At 33.3% G+C, this 14,434-nt stretch carries 13 protein-coding genes; 3 read left to right on the forward strand and 10 right to left on the reverse strand.

The genetic code is table 11. The features are described from left to right. Positions 1-60: 60 nt before the first annotated feature. From ACVCZW_RS06675 to ACVCZW_RS06720, 10 genes are all read right to left on the reverse strand, one after another. On the reverse strand, positions 61-480 hold the full coding sequence (locus tag ACVCZW_RS06675) for a CBS domain-containing protein (protein ID WP_452231987.1): 420 nt from the start codon (positions 478-480) through the stop codon (positions 61-63). A 94-nt stretch (positions 481-574) separates the two neighbouring features. Continuing rightward, on the reverse strand, positions 575-2,002 hold the full coding sequence (locus ACVCZW_RS06680; RefSeq protein WP_452231988.1) for a pyridoxal phosphate-dependent decarboxylase family protein: 1,428 nt from the start codon (positions 2,000-2,002) through the stop codon (positions 575-577). A 60-nt stretch (positions 2,003-2,062) separates the two neighbouring features. After that, positions 2,063-2,764: a sulfite exporter TauE/SafE family protein gene (locus tag ACVCZW_RS06685; RefSeq protein WP_452229373.1), complete on the reverse strand. Its 702-nt coding sequence runs from the start codon at positions 2,762-2,764 to the stop codon at positions 2,063-2,065. 10 nt (positions 2,765-2,774) lie between these two features. Next, positions 2,775-3,221: a FixH family protein gene (locus ACVCZW_RS06690; RefSeq protein ID WP_452229374.1), complete on the reverse strand. Its 447-nt coding sequence runs from the start codon at positions 3,219-3,221 to the stop codon at positions 2,775-2,777. A gap of 172 nt (positions 3,222-3,393) precedes the next feature. Further along, on the reverse strand, positions 3,394-4,818 hold the full coding sequence (gene ccoG / locus ACVCZW_RS06695; RefSeq protein ID WP_452229375.1) for a cytochrome c oxidase accessory protein CcoG: 1,425 nt from the start codon (positions 4,816-4,818) through the stop codon (positions 3,394-3,396). A gap of 60 nt (positions 4,819-4,878) precedes the next feature. After that, entirely contained in the window at positions 4,879-5,766 is an 888-nt protein-coding gene (locus ACVCZW_RS06700; RefSeq protein WP_452229376.1) for a cbb3-type cytochrome c oxidase N-terminal domain-containing protein, read from the reverse strand. Then, positions 5,763-5,948, reverse strand: a complete 186-nt coding sequence (locus ACVCZW_RS06705) for a CcoQ/FixQ family Cbb3-type cytochrome c oxidase assembly chaperone (protein WP_452229377.1) — start codon at positions 5,946-5,948, stop codon at positions 5,763-5,765. The genes ACVCZW_RS06700 and ACVCZW_RS06705 overlap by 4 nt, the downstream gene beginning before the upstream one ends. 4 nt (positions 5,949-5,952) lie before the next feature. Further along, positions 5,953-8,136: a cytochrome-c oxidase, cbb3-type subunit I gene (ccoN, locus tag ACVCZW_RS06710; protein WP_452231989.1), complete on the reverse strand. Its 2,184-nt coding sequence runs from the start codon at positions 8,134-8,136 to the stop codon at positions 5,953-5,955. Positions 8,137-8,141: 5 nt separating this feature from the next. Then, positions 8,142-8,330, reverse strand: coding sequence for a cbb3-type cytochrome oxidase assembly protein CcoS (ccoS, locus tag ACVCZW_RS06715; protein WP_055442379.1), 189 nt, complete (start codon positions 8,328-8,330; stop codon positions 8,142-8,144). Between the two features lie 202 nt (positions 8,331-8,532). After that, the gene (locus ACVCZW_RS06720; RefSeq protein ID WP_452231990.1) at positions 8,533-10,905 is read right to left on the reverse strand and encodes a heavy metal translocating P-type ATPase; all 2,373 of its coding nucleotides are present in this window, start codon (positions 10,903-10,905) and stop codon (positions 8,533-8,535) included. Between the two features lie 105 nt (positions 10,906-11,010). On the opposite strand from ACVCZW_RS06720, the gene ACVCZW_RS06725 reads away from it, so the two are divergent. The 3 genes from ACVCZW_RS06725 (at position 11,011) to ACVCZW_RS06735 (ending at position 14,432) form a co-directional block, all read left to right on the forward strand. Beyond that, on the forward strand, positions 11,011-11,688 hold the full coding sequence (locus ACVCZW_RS06725) for a Crp/Fnr family transcriptional regulator (RefSeq protein ID WP_452229380.1): 678 nt from the start codon (positions 11,011-11,013) through the stop codon (positions 11,686-11,688). A gap of 53 nt (positions 11,689-11,741) precedes the next feature. Then, complete coding sequence (locus tag ACVCZW_RS06730; protein ID WP_452229381.1) at positions 11,742-12,869, forward strand: vWA domain-containing protein; 1,128 nt, start codon at positions 11,742-11,744, stop codon at positions 12,867-12,869. Between the two features lie 96 nt (positions 12,870-12,965). Continuing rightward, on the forward strand, positions 12,966-14,432 hold the full coding sequence (locus tag ACVCZW_RS06735) for a magnesium chelatase (RefSeq protein ID WP_452231991.1): 1,467 nt from the start codon (positions 12,966-12,968) through the stop codon (positions 14,430-14,432). Positions 14,433-14,434: the final 2 nt, after the last annotated feature.

Raw genomic sequence — 14,434 nt, forward strand, 5'->3', positions numbered from 1 at the left:
TGTTAAAAAATCGCTTGGCATTTTAACCAAGCGATTTCCTTTTTTTGTTAAATATAGATATTAAAATTGCTCTATCAAATAGTCTATTAAATCTGTAGTGGTAACAATACCAACTAATTTATCCTGATCTACAACAGGTAAGGCGTGAAATTCTTTTTTTGCTAGTATTTTAGCAACTTCTAAAATGGTTGTGTTAGAAGAAACACTTACCAAATTTTTTGCCATTACTTGCTCAATAGTAAACATATTATATACTACGGTGTCTACATTTTGTTCGTCTTCATCAATAGCATCTGCAAAACTAATACGTAACAAATCGGTATAACTTAGCAGCCCAATTATTTTGTTTCCACTGACTACCGGAATATGGCGGATATTATTTTTTTTGAATAATTTTTCTGCTATCTCTAGATCATCTGTGTGATTAAGCGTGATAACATCTGTTGTCATTATTTCTGAAACTGGCGTTCTTTTTTTCATCTTCTTATGGTTTTAAATTCTATATTAAAGATAGTTTAAAACGTGAAAAATAAATATGATAAAAGTCAGCTTAGCTACTTATTTTAAAACAAAATTAAATAATTTCTTTAGCAAATGCTTCACACATTTTTAAGGTGTCTTTTACATCGTAAATGGTAGTTCTAGGATTAATTAAACACATGCGTAAAACCACTTGATTTTGTAAAACGGTAGTCACTAGTAAAGCTTCTCTGGAGTCTACAACTCTTTTTGAAATCTCTTGATTGATAGCGTCTAGTTTTTTTTCACTGAAAGATTTTCCAATCGGATTATATCTAAAGTTGATAACCGCCAATGTAGCGGGAGATACTACTTCCCAATTGGCGCTTTTTCGTAAATCTGCTTCTACTTCTTCGGCTAAATCTATAGAATAGGAAACCGCTTTTTTAAATGCGGAAAGTCCGAAGGTTTTCATAGACATATAAAACTTTAAAGCTCTAAAACGGCGTGTCAGTTGAATACCATGATCGTAAAAATTAATTTCGGAAGTATTGCCTTCAATATCTCTTAGGTATTCTGGCTTTTCAGTAAAAGTTTCACTTAGCCATTTATGATTTTTCACTAATAAACATCCCATTTCATAAGGTTGGTATAACCACTTATGCGGATCTATTGCTAAGGAATCTGCTTTTTCAATTCCTTTTAATACTTGACTTCCTTTTTTGGATAAAATTGCAGCGGCACCATAAGCACCATCAATATGAAACCAAAGTTTTTCAGTCTTACATATTTTAGCGATTTCATTTAAAGGATCGACAGTTCCTGTATTTGTTGTTCCAGCGGAAGCAATAATACAAAACGGTTGTAAACCTTCTAATCTATCTTTTGCAATGGCATTTTTAAGTTTATTAATAGCCATTTTAAATTCTATATCGGTAGGGATAATTCGTATTTGCTCTTTTTTAAAGCCTAAAACACGAATTGCTTTTATATTTGAAGAATGCGCTTGATCGGAAAGATAAATAATAGCTTTCGAAAAATCATCGCCACATCGTTGTCTTCTTGCAGTTACTAGTGCTGTAAGATTTGCCATGGAGCCACCACTTGTAAAAATTCCACCACCTTTTTTAGTCGGAAATTTAAACAGTTTTAATAACCAGCTCATGGTAACTATTTCTAATTCCGCAGCAGCGGGAGAAGCAGCCCAACCACCAGAAAAAATGTTGAATCCTGTAGCTAAAGTATCTGCCATAACACTCACAAAATTACTTGGTCCAGGAACAAAAGAATACGATTTTGGATGGGTAACAATATTACTATTTGGCAATACTTTTTCGGTGACAAAATCTAAGACTTCTTTATAGTTTGTAGGTTCTTCTGGTGCTTCCGTTTTAAAAAGCAAATCCATTTCTTCTCTAGAAGCAGACGCTACTGGTTTCTTAGTGTTTTCTGTATCAAAATGTGCTACAATGGTGTCAATTACTTGATAACCATATTGCTTCATTTCTTCTTTACTTAATTGCAGTTTATGCGAATTGTCCATTAAGGGCATTTTTGTGTTTTTTATAGGAATAGGAAATACGCTTTATCAAAAGCCACTACTTTAGTGACAATCTATTGCACTAGATGCAACATCTACAATTGGAGCAGGAGAGAGGTAGGGAATACCTAAACCTAAACCACGAAGAATAAATAATAATCCTATAATTACTACAAAAATAGGAATCCCTTTTTGAATACGTTGCTTCATTTGGGTATTTAAAAATTTACCTAAGTAAATAGCGGAAGTCATTAATGGGATGGTACCTAAACCAAACAGCGCCATATACAAACTTCCTTGCCATGCATTTGGCATTGCCAATGAAGCGAAAACGGCCATGTATACTAATCCGCAAGGTAAAAAACCGTTTAAAAAACCAATGGTTAAAAAGGTGTCTACGGTTTTCTTTTTTAATGCTTTACCTAAAGAAGATTTTACTTTAGATATTATTTTATAAATAGGTTTTGAGAAATTGTATTTATTGAAAGTTTGTACAGGAATGAGAACCACAACAATCATTAATATACCAATGAAGATGGATAGTTGTTGCTGAAGTCCAAAGATGTAAAGACTTTTTCCAACCAAACCAAAAAATAAACCAATTAGCGAATACGCTAACAATCTACCAATATGATACGTAAATATTTGTGCTATTTTTTTTATGGAATTGCTGCGGTCTACAGGAAGCATAAATGCAATAGGACCGCACATTCCAACACAATGGAAGCTTCCTAGTAATCCAAAAATGAGTGCAGACCAAAGCATATTTATTGTTTTAGTAAAGGATCTCTTTTTTGTAGAGATAGTTTTTTCCGTTATATTGCCAATCTACTTTAATGTTCCAACGACCATCTAACAAACGTTTGTCAGGTATGAGCAAATTGTGGTTTGATAATGAAATTGGAATTTCAAAATCAAATTGTTTATTAGATGGTCTATATAGGAACACTTTACCTGTAATATTTTCTATAGGAAGGTTTTCTGGGAATAGAATAATAACACCTTCGGCTGTTTTTTTATAAGAGATATTTTCTGTTAAGTTTTGAGCGTTTGTTTCTTTATTGATCTCGTTTTGAAATTGTAGTTCTTGCTGGTAGTAATCTTCAACAACTAAATCATGGTCGTATGTACTATCTGTCATCATAGTGATAATGAAATACATGATAAAGCTAATAAACGCTACAAATGCGATTACGATTCCTGTTCCCCAATTTATTTTCATATCTCAACTTCCCACGAAGGCAGGAATCTCCTTTTATTAATTAAACGTTATTTTGTTTTTGGGCATTACCTTCCGTTTTACTTCAGGTCAGGCTTTCACAACTCGCTCTTTTCAAGGAGCTCAAACAGATTGCTCAATCCTTAATGCGCTTCAGGAACCAAAAAAACTTTTTTTACTTATAACTTCTTGGCCCTAAAAAGTTTACAGTAGTGGTTTCAATCATTTCATCACCACTATACACCTCAATCATAAGTTTACTTTTGTCTCCTTTCAACTTACTTTTGTCAATTTCAATAAATAAGGTTCCTTCTGCTAAACCTTGTGCAGGAACTTCAAAATTAGCAGCAGTGGAAACCATTTTTATTTCCCCTTCTTGTTTTCTAAGTTTGAATTTTATGTTTTCAATATCCTTCGTTGTTTTATTTACAAGTTTAAAGGTGAAAACGTTACTTATTATATTTTCTCCTTTATGCTCAAATAATTGCCCTGGAAGTCTTAAAACAGTAGCTTCTACATCATTTCTTAAAAGCAGCATTCCGCATAACATACCAGTAAGAATAGTAAGAACAGCAATGTATCCTTTCATTCTTGCAGTAATTTTGAATTTTTCTTTCTTTTCTATTTCATCTTCAGAAGCAAATCGAATTAATCCTTTTGGAAGGTCGATGCTTTCCATAATATGATCACATTCATCAATACAAGCAGTACAGTTTACACATTCTAATTGCGTACCATTTCTAATGTCAATACCTGTCGGACAAACATTAACACACTGCATACAATCAATACAATCTCCATGTCCTAAAGCTTCTCTATCTTCGTTTTTTCTGAATTTTTTACGACCATTTTCTCCTTCACCACGTTTATGATCATAAGCAACTACTATAGATTTGTTATCTAATAACACACTTTGTAATCTACCATACGGACAAGCAATAATACATACTTGTTCTCTAAACCAAGCGAAAACAAAATAGAAGACAGCAGTAAAAATAATAAGCGGAAAAAGAGTACCTAAATGGTCTAATGGATTTCCCGTTATATATTTTATAAGCTTATCACTTCCTATTAAATAGGCTAAAAAGACATTGGCGATAATAAAGGAGATTACTAAAAATACAAACCATTTTAGAAGGCGTTTTCTGATTTTTTCGGCATTCCATTCTTGTTTATCAAGTTTACGTTGTTTGTTTCTATCGCCATCAATCCAATATTCAATACGTCTAAAAACCATTTCCATAAAAATGGTTTGTGGGCAAATCCAACCACAAAAAACACGTCCGAAACTCACTGTAAATAAAGCGATAAACACAATACCTATTAGCATAGACATTACAAATAAGTAAAAGTCTTGTGGCCAAAATGGTAAACCAAAAATATTGAAGCGACGTTCTAAAATATTAAACAGTAAAAACTGGTTGCCATTAATTTTGATAAAAGGAGCAGCAATAAGAAAAATAAGTAAACCGTAGCTAACTATTTTTCGTTTGTTATAATATTTCCCACTAGGTTTTTTGGGGTATACCCAAGCACGACCACCTTCTTCATTAATGGTTCCAATGGTGTCTCTAAAAGATTCGTTTTCTGGTGTTTCCAAAATCTATTTTATTTAAACCTGTCTGATTTTTAAAGTCGGACAGGTTTTGATCCAAGTATTTTATTCTTTTGTAGTTTCTTCCCAAATATCCCCTTCAGCAGGTTTTGGTTCGGCAGGTGTTGTTCCTTGAAATTGTAATACATAACTTGCTACTTGCGCAATTTCGGCAGGTTTTAAACTTTGTTTCCAAGCAATCATTCCTTTACCATCACGTCCACCTTCTGTAACCGTTCGAAATACATTTTTAATTCCACCACCTAAAATCCAGTGTTTGTCTGTAAGGTTTGGTCCAATTCCACCGCCACCATCTGCTTTATGACAAGCAACACAGTTTTCGGAAAATATTTTTTTACCATTACTTAAATCGGAAGCATCCGTTAACAATTCAACAGTATTAAAATCGACTAAATCTTTTGCTGTTTTTTTGTATTCTTCAATATCAATTTTTGCCTGTGCATATTCCGCTTCTAATTCCATATACTGGTTATCACCATTAAAAATTTCGAATCTAGCAAAGTATACAACCGCAAATATTATGGAAGCATAGAAACTGTAAATCCACCATGGCGGAAGATCATTATCTAGTTCTTTAATACCATCATAATTATGGTCTAGAATAATTTCATGTTCTTCTTGAATTGGTTTAGCACCTAGTAATTTGGTATAGGTTTTATTTACCCAAGTAACTAGTTTGGATGTTTTTACTTGTGATGCATCATATCTCGCTTTCCCTTCTGCATCTAAACTTTGATACAGAATATTGTCCATAGAACCTACAATAGCTTCTGTAGCAATTAATATAAGTAATACAAGTAGTAAGAATACCATGATGATTGGCTTCTCAATAAAAGCTGGTTTAGTACCAGAATCGACAAAGTATTCTACAATGCCTACAATGATAAAAAATAGGACTGGTATTTTTAGCCATGACGGAAATAAATTTCTCATAGTTCGGATTGGTTTTGGTTATCTAATGGTAAATTGCTTACACTTTCTATATATTCTTTTTTTGCTGTAAATACCCATAAAAATAGGACTACAAAAAAACTGAAGAATATAAGTAAGGATATGATTGGGTATATTTCTATTCCAGAAATACTGTCCATATAATTTTTTGCAAACTTTAGCATAATTCTAGTTTTGAGTGGTTTCTAAATCTTTCACTTTTATATCGGTACCTAAACGTTGTAAATAAGCGATAACAGCTACAATTTCACGATTACGCATTTCTATAAATTCTGCACCTCCAGCGGCTTTATCTGCTTCGTAAGTTTCCGCAAAATCAGGATCTGCATATAGATTTTTTTCAATTCGCGTACCTTGCTCTAACATGGCTTGCTGTGCATTAGTAATTTCTTCTTCTGAATAAGGAACACCTAAAGAAACCATTGCTTTCATTTTCTTCTCTGTAAGTGATTTGTCTAGTTCATCTCTAACAATCCATTTATACGATGGCATAATAGAACCAGATGACGTACTTTGTGGATCATACATGTGGTTTAAGTGCCAGTTGTCTGAATATTTCCCTCCAATTCGATGTAAATCTGGACCAGTTCTTTTAGATCCCCATAAGAATGGATGATCGTAAACATATTCTCCTGCTTTCGAGTATTCTCCGTAACGTTCTACTTCACTTCTAAACGGACGAATCATTTGTGAGTGACATCCAACACAACCTTCACGAATGTAAATATCACGACCTTCTAATTCTAAAGGCGTGTAAGGTTTTACACTTGCAATAGTTGGTATATTAGATTTTACCATGATAGTTGGTACTATTTGTACAATACCTCCAATTAAAATAGCAATAGTTGCACCAATAGTTAATTTAATAGGCTTACGTTCTAACCACGTATGCCATCCTTCGCCAGCAGTACGTTTTTTAGAAACATGTTGTAATGCAGGAGCTTCCGCTAATTCGTCTTCTACTTTACTTCCTTGTCTTATTGTAATATAAACGTTATACACAAGAATTAACATTCCTGCAATATATAGCGTTCCACCAACAGCACGCATGTAGTACATTGGCATAATTTCGGTAACGGTTTCTAAGAAGTTACCATACATTAAAGTCCCGTCTGGATTAAACTGTTTCCACATACTTGCTTGTGTAAATCCAGCAACGTAAAGAGGTAACGCGTAAAATATAATTCCTAAAGTACCAATCCAGAAATGCAAGTTAGCAAGTCCGATAGAATATAACTTCGTTTTAAATAATCTAGGCACTAAATAATAGATCATACCAAAGGCTAAGAAACCATTCCAAGCTAAAGCACCAACGTGTACGTGCGCAATAATCCAATCGGTAAAGTGACCAATGGCATTTACATTTTTAAGGGAAAGTAAAGGCCCTTCAAAAGTTGCCATACCATAACCAGTAAGAGCAACCACCATAAATTTTAAAACAGGATCAGTACGTACTTTATCCCAAGCACCACGAAGTGTTAGTAGTCCGTTTATCATTCCTCCCCAAGAAGGCATTAATAACATAACCGAAAATGCTACACCAAGATTTTGTGCCCATTCTGGTAATGCGGTATATAGTAAATGGTGTGGTCCAGCCCAAATATAAATAAATATTAAAGACCAGAAGTGAATGATAGAAAGTCTATAGGAATACACAGGTCTGTTTGCAGCTTTAGGTACAAAATAATACATCAATCCTAAGAAAGGTGTTGTTAAAAAGAATGCTACGGCATTATGACCATACCACCATTGTACTAATGCATCTTGAACTCCTGCATACACAGAATAACTTTTCATAGCACTAACTGGAAGTTCTAAACTATTAAAAATGTGCAATACAGCAACCGTTACAAAAGTGGCGATGTAAAACCAAATAGCAACGTATAAATGACGTTGTCTTCTTTTAATCATGGTACCAATTAAATTGATTCCAAATACCACCCAAATTACAGCAATTAGAATATCAAAAGGCCACTCTAATTCTGCATATTCTTTAGATGTGGTGTACCCTAAAGGAAGTGTTATTGCAGCGCCAACAATCATTAATTGCCAACCCCAAAAATTAATTTTACTTAGTAAATCACTAAACATTCTCGCTTTAAGAAGACGTTGTGTAGAATAATAAACACCGGCAAAAATAGCATTACCAACAAAGGCAAAGATTACTGCGTTGGTATGTAATGGTCTTAAACGACCAAAGCTTAACCAAGAAATGCCTTCTGTGTAATTTGGGAAAATGAAAAGGAAAGCAAGCATTAAGCCGACAGTCATTCCTACAACTCCCCAGAGAATAGTAGCGTAAAGGAAATTTTTAACGATCTTGTTATCGTAGTAGAATTGTTCTTTTTCCATAATAATTAATTAGTCTTTTTAGTTTTTATAGTTGGTTTTGGTTTCTCTTTAACCAGTTCGTCTTCAAAAAGCATTCTAACAGATGGCGTATAGCTATCGTCAAATTGACCACTTTTTACAGCATAGATAAAAGCCGCAAAAAAACCGATTGCAACTATAATGCTGATAGTCAATAAAATATAAATAACACTCATACCTATTTGAAGTTATGGTTCAAAATTACGTTGGTTGCCTTTCTTAAAACATGATTTTTATCATATTTGGGAAATAATTTCCATTTAATTATCTCACTCAGGCGTGATAATTATTTAAGTTTTTTTCGATGGATACAAGCATCTTTTTTTATTTTTTCTGAGAATCTATGGGTAAACTTTGAGTATCTCCGCGAAATAGTTTTTAGTTCAATTTTCTACCTAAAAGGTTTGTTGCTATTGTGGTAAAAACTACAATGCTAATAGAACTTAAAGGCATTAAAATTGCTGCAACAACTGGTGCTAATTGTCCGGTTACTGCAAAGTACAAACCAATTACGTTATAAACAAATGAAAGTGCAAAACTCCATTTAATAATTTTTATAGCACTTTTTGAGGTTTTAATGTATTTGTATAATTGATTGAATTTGGAAGCGTCCAAAATAGCATCGCAAGCAGGAGAAAATACATTCACGTTTTCTGAGAGTGCAATACCAACATTACTTTGTGCTAGAGCTCCTGCATCATTTAAACCATCACCAATCATAAGTACTTTTGCTCCTTCGCTTTGATGGTATTTTATATATTCTAACTTATCTTCTGGTTTCTGGTTAAAAATCAACTTCGTTTTGGTTGGAAGTAATTTTTTTAGATTTTCAAATTCGCCTTCATTATCCCCAGAAAGAATTACCAAATCGTATTGTTTTTTTAGTTTGTTAAATAGTTTCGAAAGTCCTTTTCTATAGCTATTATAAAAAGTGTATTTTCCTTTATATTTATTATTTGTACTAATATGAACTGCTGTATTTAAAACGGAAGCTTCCGCAGAACCTACAAAACTAGCAGAACCAATTTTTATATTCTCTTTATTATGCGAAGCTTCAATACCTTTTCCTAAATGTTCTTCAAAATGGTTTAATGTGATGATATTATTTTCATCTAAAATATCATAAAGTGTTCTACTTAATGGATGATTAGAACCTCGCAGGGTGTTTTTTAGTAGTGTTTCTTCGGAAGTAGAAAGTATTTCCCCTTCATACGTTGCAGTACTTTGTTTGTTAGAAGTAATCGTTCCTGTTTTGTCAAAAATAATAGTATCTATTGCTGCTAATTGTTCAATAACAGAAGCATTTTTCACATAGAATTTCTGTTTTCCAAAGATACGAAGCAAATTTCCGAAGGTAAAAGGAGCAGAGAGCGCAATGGCACACGGACAAGCAATAATTAGTACTGCGGTGAATACATTCATGGCTTTGGTAGCATCTACAAATAGCCAAAAAGTGGTCGCTATTATGGCAATACTTAAAACAGCAATGGTAAATTGTTTACTTATTTTGTTGGTTAATGTGGTAAAGCCATCTTCTTTGTTTTTACTGAATACATCGTTACTCCATAATTGTGTGAGGTAACTTTGTTCCACAGATTTTAAGGCTTCCATTTCTATAACTCCTGAAGTCTGTTTTCCTCCAGCAAAAAGTTTGTCGCCAGAATTTTTACGAATGTTTTCTGATTCACCAGTCACAAAACTGTAGTCTATTCTTGCTTTTCCGTTAATAAGGATACCGTCTACAGGGATTAATTCTTCATTTCTAATAAGGAGTCTATCTCCTTTTTTAATTTCATACACTTGAATTGGAGTTTCACCAGCTTCCAAAGAAATTTTAGTTACTGCAATTGGAAAATACGATTTGTAATCTCGCTCAAACGAAAGGAATGCATATGTTTTTTGCTGAAAGAATTTTCCGAGTAATAAAAAGAATACCAAACCGGTTAAACTATCGAAAAATCCGGAACCTAAATCGAAAATAATTTCGGCAGTACTTCTAATAAAAAGCACTGCAATTCCCAGAGCAATTGGTACATCTATATTTAAAATATTTGCGCGTAACCCTTTGTAAGCCGAAACAAAATAATCTTGTGCGGCATAAAAAACCACAGGAAGTGAAAAAGCAAACATGAGCCAACGAAACAAATGTTTGTATTGTTCTAACCAAAATTCGCCAACTTCAAAATACTCTGGAAACGATAGAAACATGACATTACCAAAGGCAAAGCCTGCAATTCCTAACTTATAAATAAGGCTTCTGTTGATATGTTCTTTTCCTGTTTTAAAATCGTCTAAAGAAATATAAGGTTCATAACCAATACTACTTAAAAGGATTACAATTTCTTTAAGGGAAGTTTTATCGGAATTGTAAGTAACACGAACCGTCTTTTTACCAAAATTAACTTGTGATGATGAGATTCCTGGATTTAATTTGTTACCATTTTCTAAAATCCAAATACAAGAACTACAATGAATATGCGGAATATAAAGCGTAACAATTTGGGTGTTTCCATCCCTAAACTCTGTTAGTTTTTCAATGATGTTTTCTTGAGAAAGGAAATCATATTTACCTTGAATCTCCTTCGGGACTGCTCCTGGAGAAGCTTGCATATCGTAGTAACAGGTTAAATCATTTTCCGAGAAAATCTCATATACCGTTTTGCATCCATTACAACAAAACGACTTTTCGTCGAATTTTATAATGGAAGAATTGCAATCATCTCCGCAATGAAAACAAGAAGTCTTGTCCATAATATTTGCTCATTTATACCTGTAACAAAGGTTACAAAACATGTGCTTTTAAAATATGATATTTGTCATGTTTTAAGTAACTTTACAAAACAATAAATTTTAGGTATGAGTAGATGTGAAAGCTGTATTGCACGACAATTAAATTCTATGAATTCTTTAACTAAAGAAGAATTAAAAAAAGTGTCTGCCTGTAAAACAACTAGGTTTTATAAAAAAGGTGATGTTATTTTTGATGAAGGAGAAACCTTACATGGTGTTTATTGTGTAAGAGATGGCGTGTGTAAATTGACAAAATTAAGTGCTAACGGTAAGGATCATACTGTGAAGTTATTAGGGAAGGGAGAGCTTTTAGGGCAACGTTCTATAATCAGTGACGAACGCACTAATTTGAGTGCAATAGCATTAAATGATATAGAATTATGCTATGTACCTAAAGATCAAATAGTATCTAGTCTTCACGAAAACCATAAATTTTCTTTTGATGTTTTACAGCGTCTTGCTAAAGATTTAAAAGGGGCAGAAGAGGATTTAATTAATATGGCGCAAAAGACTGTAAAACAACGTCTTGCGCAATCTTTAATTTATGTAGAAAATACTTTTGGAAGCGATGATGCCGGCTATTTAAATGTTTTACTTTCTCGAGAAGATTATGCGAGTATTGTTGGTACTGCTACAGAATCTGCAATCCGTATTTTATCACAATTTAAAAAAGAAGGATTAATTTCTACATCTGGGAAACAAATAAAAATTGAAAATCTAGAAGCTTTAAAAAAAGTAGAATAGTTTTATCGAAAATAGATAAAATTATATTGAAATAGTTGTATTTTTATACTGCTATGAAAAAAGAAAGTATTCACAAAAAAGGCTTTGTATTTAAAACCTACGAAGCACCTTCACAAACGCCTTTCGAAAAACTTTTTGATGTATTTAAAGAGTTAATTACGCATACTTCTGGAGATTTTGACGAAGCTATAAGTTGGCTTCGTGAATTAGACAAAGAATATGAGTTAACGACTGCTGAATATACCATTGACGATTTTATTGAAGATCTTAAAGACAAAGGTTATATACGTGAAGAGATTAAACCCGACGGAAAGAAAGGTAATGCAATTACTGCAAAAACAGAACGTGCTATTAGGCAATCTGCATTAGATCAGATTTTTGGAAACATTAAACGAAGCGGTGCTGGAAACCATAAAAGTAAAGGCGCCGGAATAGGAGATGAGCATACTGGCGATTTTAGAAATTACCAGTTTGGGGATAGCTTAGACAAAGTGTCTATGACCGAAAGTTTACGCAATGCACAAATTAATCATGGAATTGGCGATTTTAATTTAACCGAAGATGATTTGGTGGTAGAAGAAACCACACATAAATCGCAAATGAGTACCGTGTTAATGATAGATATTAGTCACTCTATGATTTTGTATGGTGAGGATAGAATTACACCGGCCAAAAAAGTTGCTATGGCTTTAGCCGAATTAATTACTACGCGATATCCAAAAGATACTTTAGATATTTTAGTTTTTGGAAACGATGCTTGGCCAATTAAAATTAAAGATTTGCCCTACTTAAATGTTGGTCCGTATCATACAAATACCGTTGCAGGATTAAAATTAGCAATGGATTTATTACGAAGAAAACGAAATACCAACAAGCAGATTTTTATGATAACCGATGGAAAGCCAAGCTGTTTACGTATGCCGGACGGTACGTATTACAAGGATAGTAACGGATTAAACCCGTATATCACCAATAAATGTTATGCCCAAGCGCAACAAGCCCGAAAATTACATATTCCTATTACCACTTTTATGATTGCTCAAGATCCTTATTTAATGCAATTTGTGGAAGAATTTACGCATGCCAATCAAGGAAAAGCATTTTACACAGGTCTGAAAGGTTTAGGGGAAATGATTTTTGAAGATTATGAAACGAATAGGAAGAAACGAATTAAAGGATAACTAAAAAAGCTATTAGCTATTGGCTGTTAGCTGTTAATGAAAAACAAAAGAGTAAGCGCTAAAGGCCAAAAGCTAATAGCCAAAAGCAAACTTTATATGAAAATAGAAACAATACATACTTTAGGTGCATTAAAAAACGCTGGATATAAAAGCAGATCGATTAAAGACGAATTAAGAGATAATTTAATTGAAAAAATAAAGAATAAAACCACCGTTTTTGAAGGTGTTCATGGGTATGAAAATACCGTGATTCCAGAATTAGAACGTGCTATTTTATCCCGCCATAATATTAATTTTTTAGGATTACGCGGACAAGCGAAAACACGTTTAGCACGTTTAATGCTGAATTTATTAGACGAGTATATTCCGGTTGTGGAAGGTTCGGAAATAAATGATGATCCGTTGCAACCAATTTCTCGTTATGCTATAGAATTGATCAAGGAGAAAGGAGATAATACACCAATTACTTGGATGCATAGAAGCGAACGTTTCGCAGAGAAGTTAGCAACTCCAGATGTAACGGTTGCAGATCTTATTGGTGATGTAGACCCAATAAAAGCAGCGAATTTAAAGTTGAGTTATGCCGATGATCGCGTGATTCACTACGGCATGATTCCAAGAGCAAACCGTTGTATTTTTGTTATTAATGAGTTACCAGATTTACAAGCAAGAATTCAAGTGGCTTTATTTAATATTTTGCAAGAAGGCGATATTCAGATTCGTGGATTCAAATTACGTTTACCATTAGATATGCAATTTATATTTACTGCAAACCCAGAAGATTATACCAATAGAGGAAGTATTGTAACGCCTTTAAAAGATAGAATTGGTTCGCAAATATTAACACATTATCCAACAGATATTGAAACAGCGAAAAAAATTACAGAGCAAGAAGCTAAATCGGATGCAAGACAAAAGGAAAGTATTTACGTACCAGAATTAGCCAAAGACTTGTTAGAGCAAATCGTATTTGAAGCACGTGAAAGTGATTTTATAGACGAAAAAAGTGGCGTTAGTGCACGCTTAAGTATTACTGCTTTTGAAAACTTATTAAGTACAGCAGAATTACGTGCATTAAAATCAGGAGATGAAAAAACAACCATTCGTTTATCCGACTTTTTAGGAATCATTCCCGCAATTACTGGAAAAGTAGAATTGGTGTATGAAGGAGAGCAGGAAGGCGCAGCACAAGTAGCTTATAATTTAATAGGAGAAGCAGTAAAAAGCTTATTCCCAGAATTTTTTCCAGAGATTGAAAAACTTAGAAAAGAAGGAGATGAAAGTCCGTATGATGCTATTGTATCTTGGTTTTTCAATACTTCCGAAGGATTTGAATTATTAGACAATTTACGTGATAAAGAATACTATGATCTATTAGATGCCGTTTCTCCTTTGGATGATTTATTAGGAGAATACCAACCAAAAATTTCTAAAGAAGAAAGTTATTTTATAAAAGAATTTGTGCTTTGGGCCTTGGTCGAATATAAACAATTAAGTAAACATCGCTTTACAGAAGGGATTCAGTTTAAAGATCCTTATGGTAATTTTATAAGTGGTTTGTAAGC

This window comes from Lacinutrix sp. MEBiC02595, from assembly GCF_053601555.1.

Bases quoted from the DNA above. Each gene is read 5' to 3' on its own strand.
- ACVCZW_RS06675 (WP_452231987.1), bottom strand. From the start codon at position 480: ATGAAAAAAAGAACGCCAGTTTCAGAAATAATGACAACAGATGTTATC.
- ACVCZW_RS06680 (WP_452231988.1), bottom strand. From the start codon at position 2,002: ATGGACAATTCGCATAAACTGCAATTAAGTAAAGAAGAAATGAAGCAA.
- ACVCZW_RS06685 (WP_452229373.1), bottom strand. From the start codon at position 2,764: ATGCTTTGGTCTGCACTCATTTTTGGATTACTAGGAAGCTTCCATTGT.
- ACVCZW_RS06690 (WP_452229374.1), bottom strand. From the start codon at position 3,221: ATGAAAATAAATTGGGGAACAGGAATCGTAATCGCATTTGTAGCGTTT.
- ACVCZW_RS06700 (WP_452229376.1), bottom strand. From the start codon at position 5,766: ATGAGAAATTTATTTCCGTCATGGCTAAAAATACCAGTCCTATTTTTT.
- ACVCZW_RS06705 (WP_452229377.1), bottom strand. From the start codon at position 5,948: ATGCTAAAGTTTGCAAAAAATTATATGGACAGTATTTCTGGAATAGAA.
- ccoN (WP_452231989.1), bottom strand. From the start codon at position 8,136: ATGGAAAAAGAACAATTCTACTACGATAACAAGATCGTTAAAAATTTC.
- ccoS (WP_055442379.1), bottom strand. From the start codon at position 8,330: ATGAGTGTTATTTATATTTTATTGACTATCAGCATTATAGTTGCAATC.
- ACVCZW_RS06720 (WP_452231990.1), bottom strand. From the start codon at position 10,905: ATGGACAAGACTTCTTGTTTTCATTGCGGAGATGATTGCAATTCTTCC.
- ACVCZW_RS06725 (WP_452229380.1), top strand. From the start codon at position 11,011: ATGAGTAGATGTGAAAGCTGTATTGCACGACAATTAAATTCTATGAAT.
- ACVCZW_RS06730 (WP_452229381.1), top strand. From the start codon at position 11,742: ATGAAAAAAGAAAGTATTCACAAAAAAGGCTTTGTATTTAAAACCTAC.
- ACVCZW_RS06735 (WP_452231991.1), top strand. From the start codon at position 12,966: ATGAAAATAGAAACAATACATACTTTAGGTGCATTAAAAAACGCTGGA.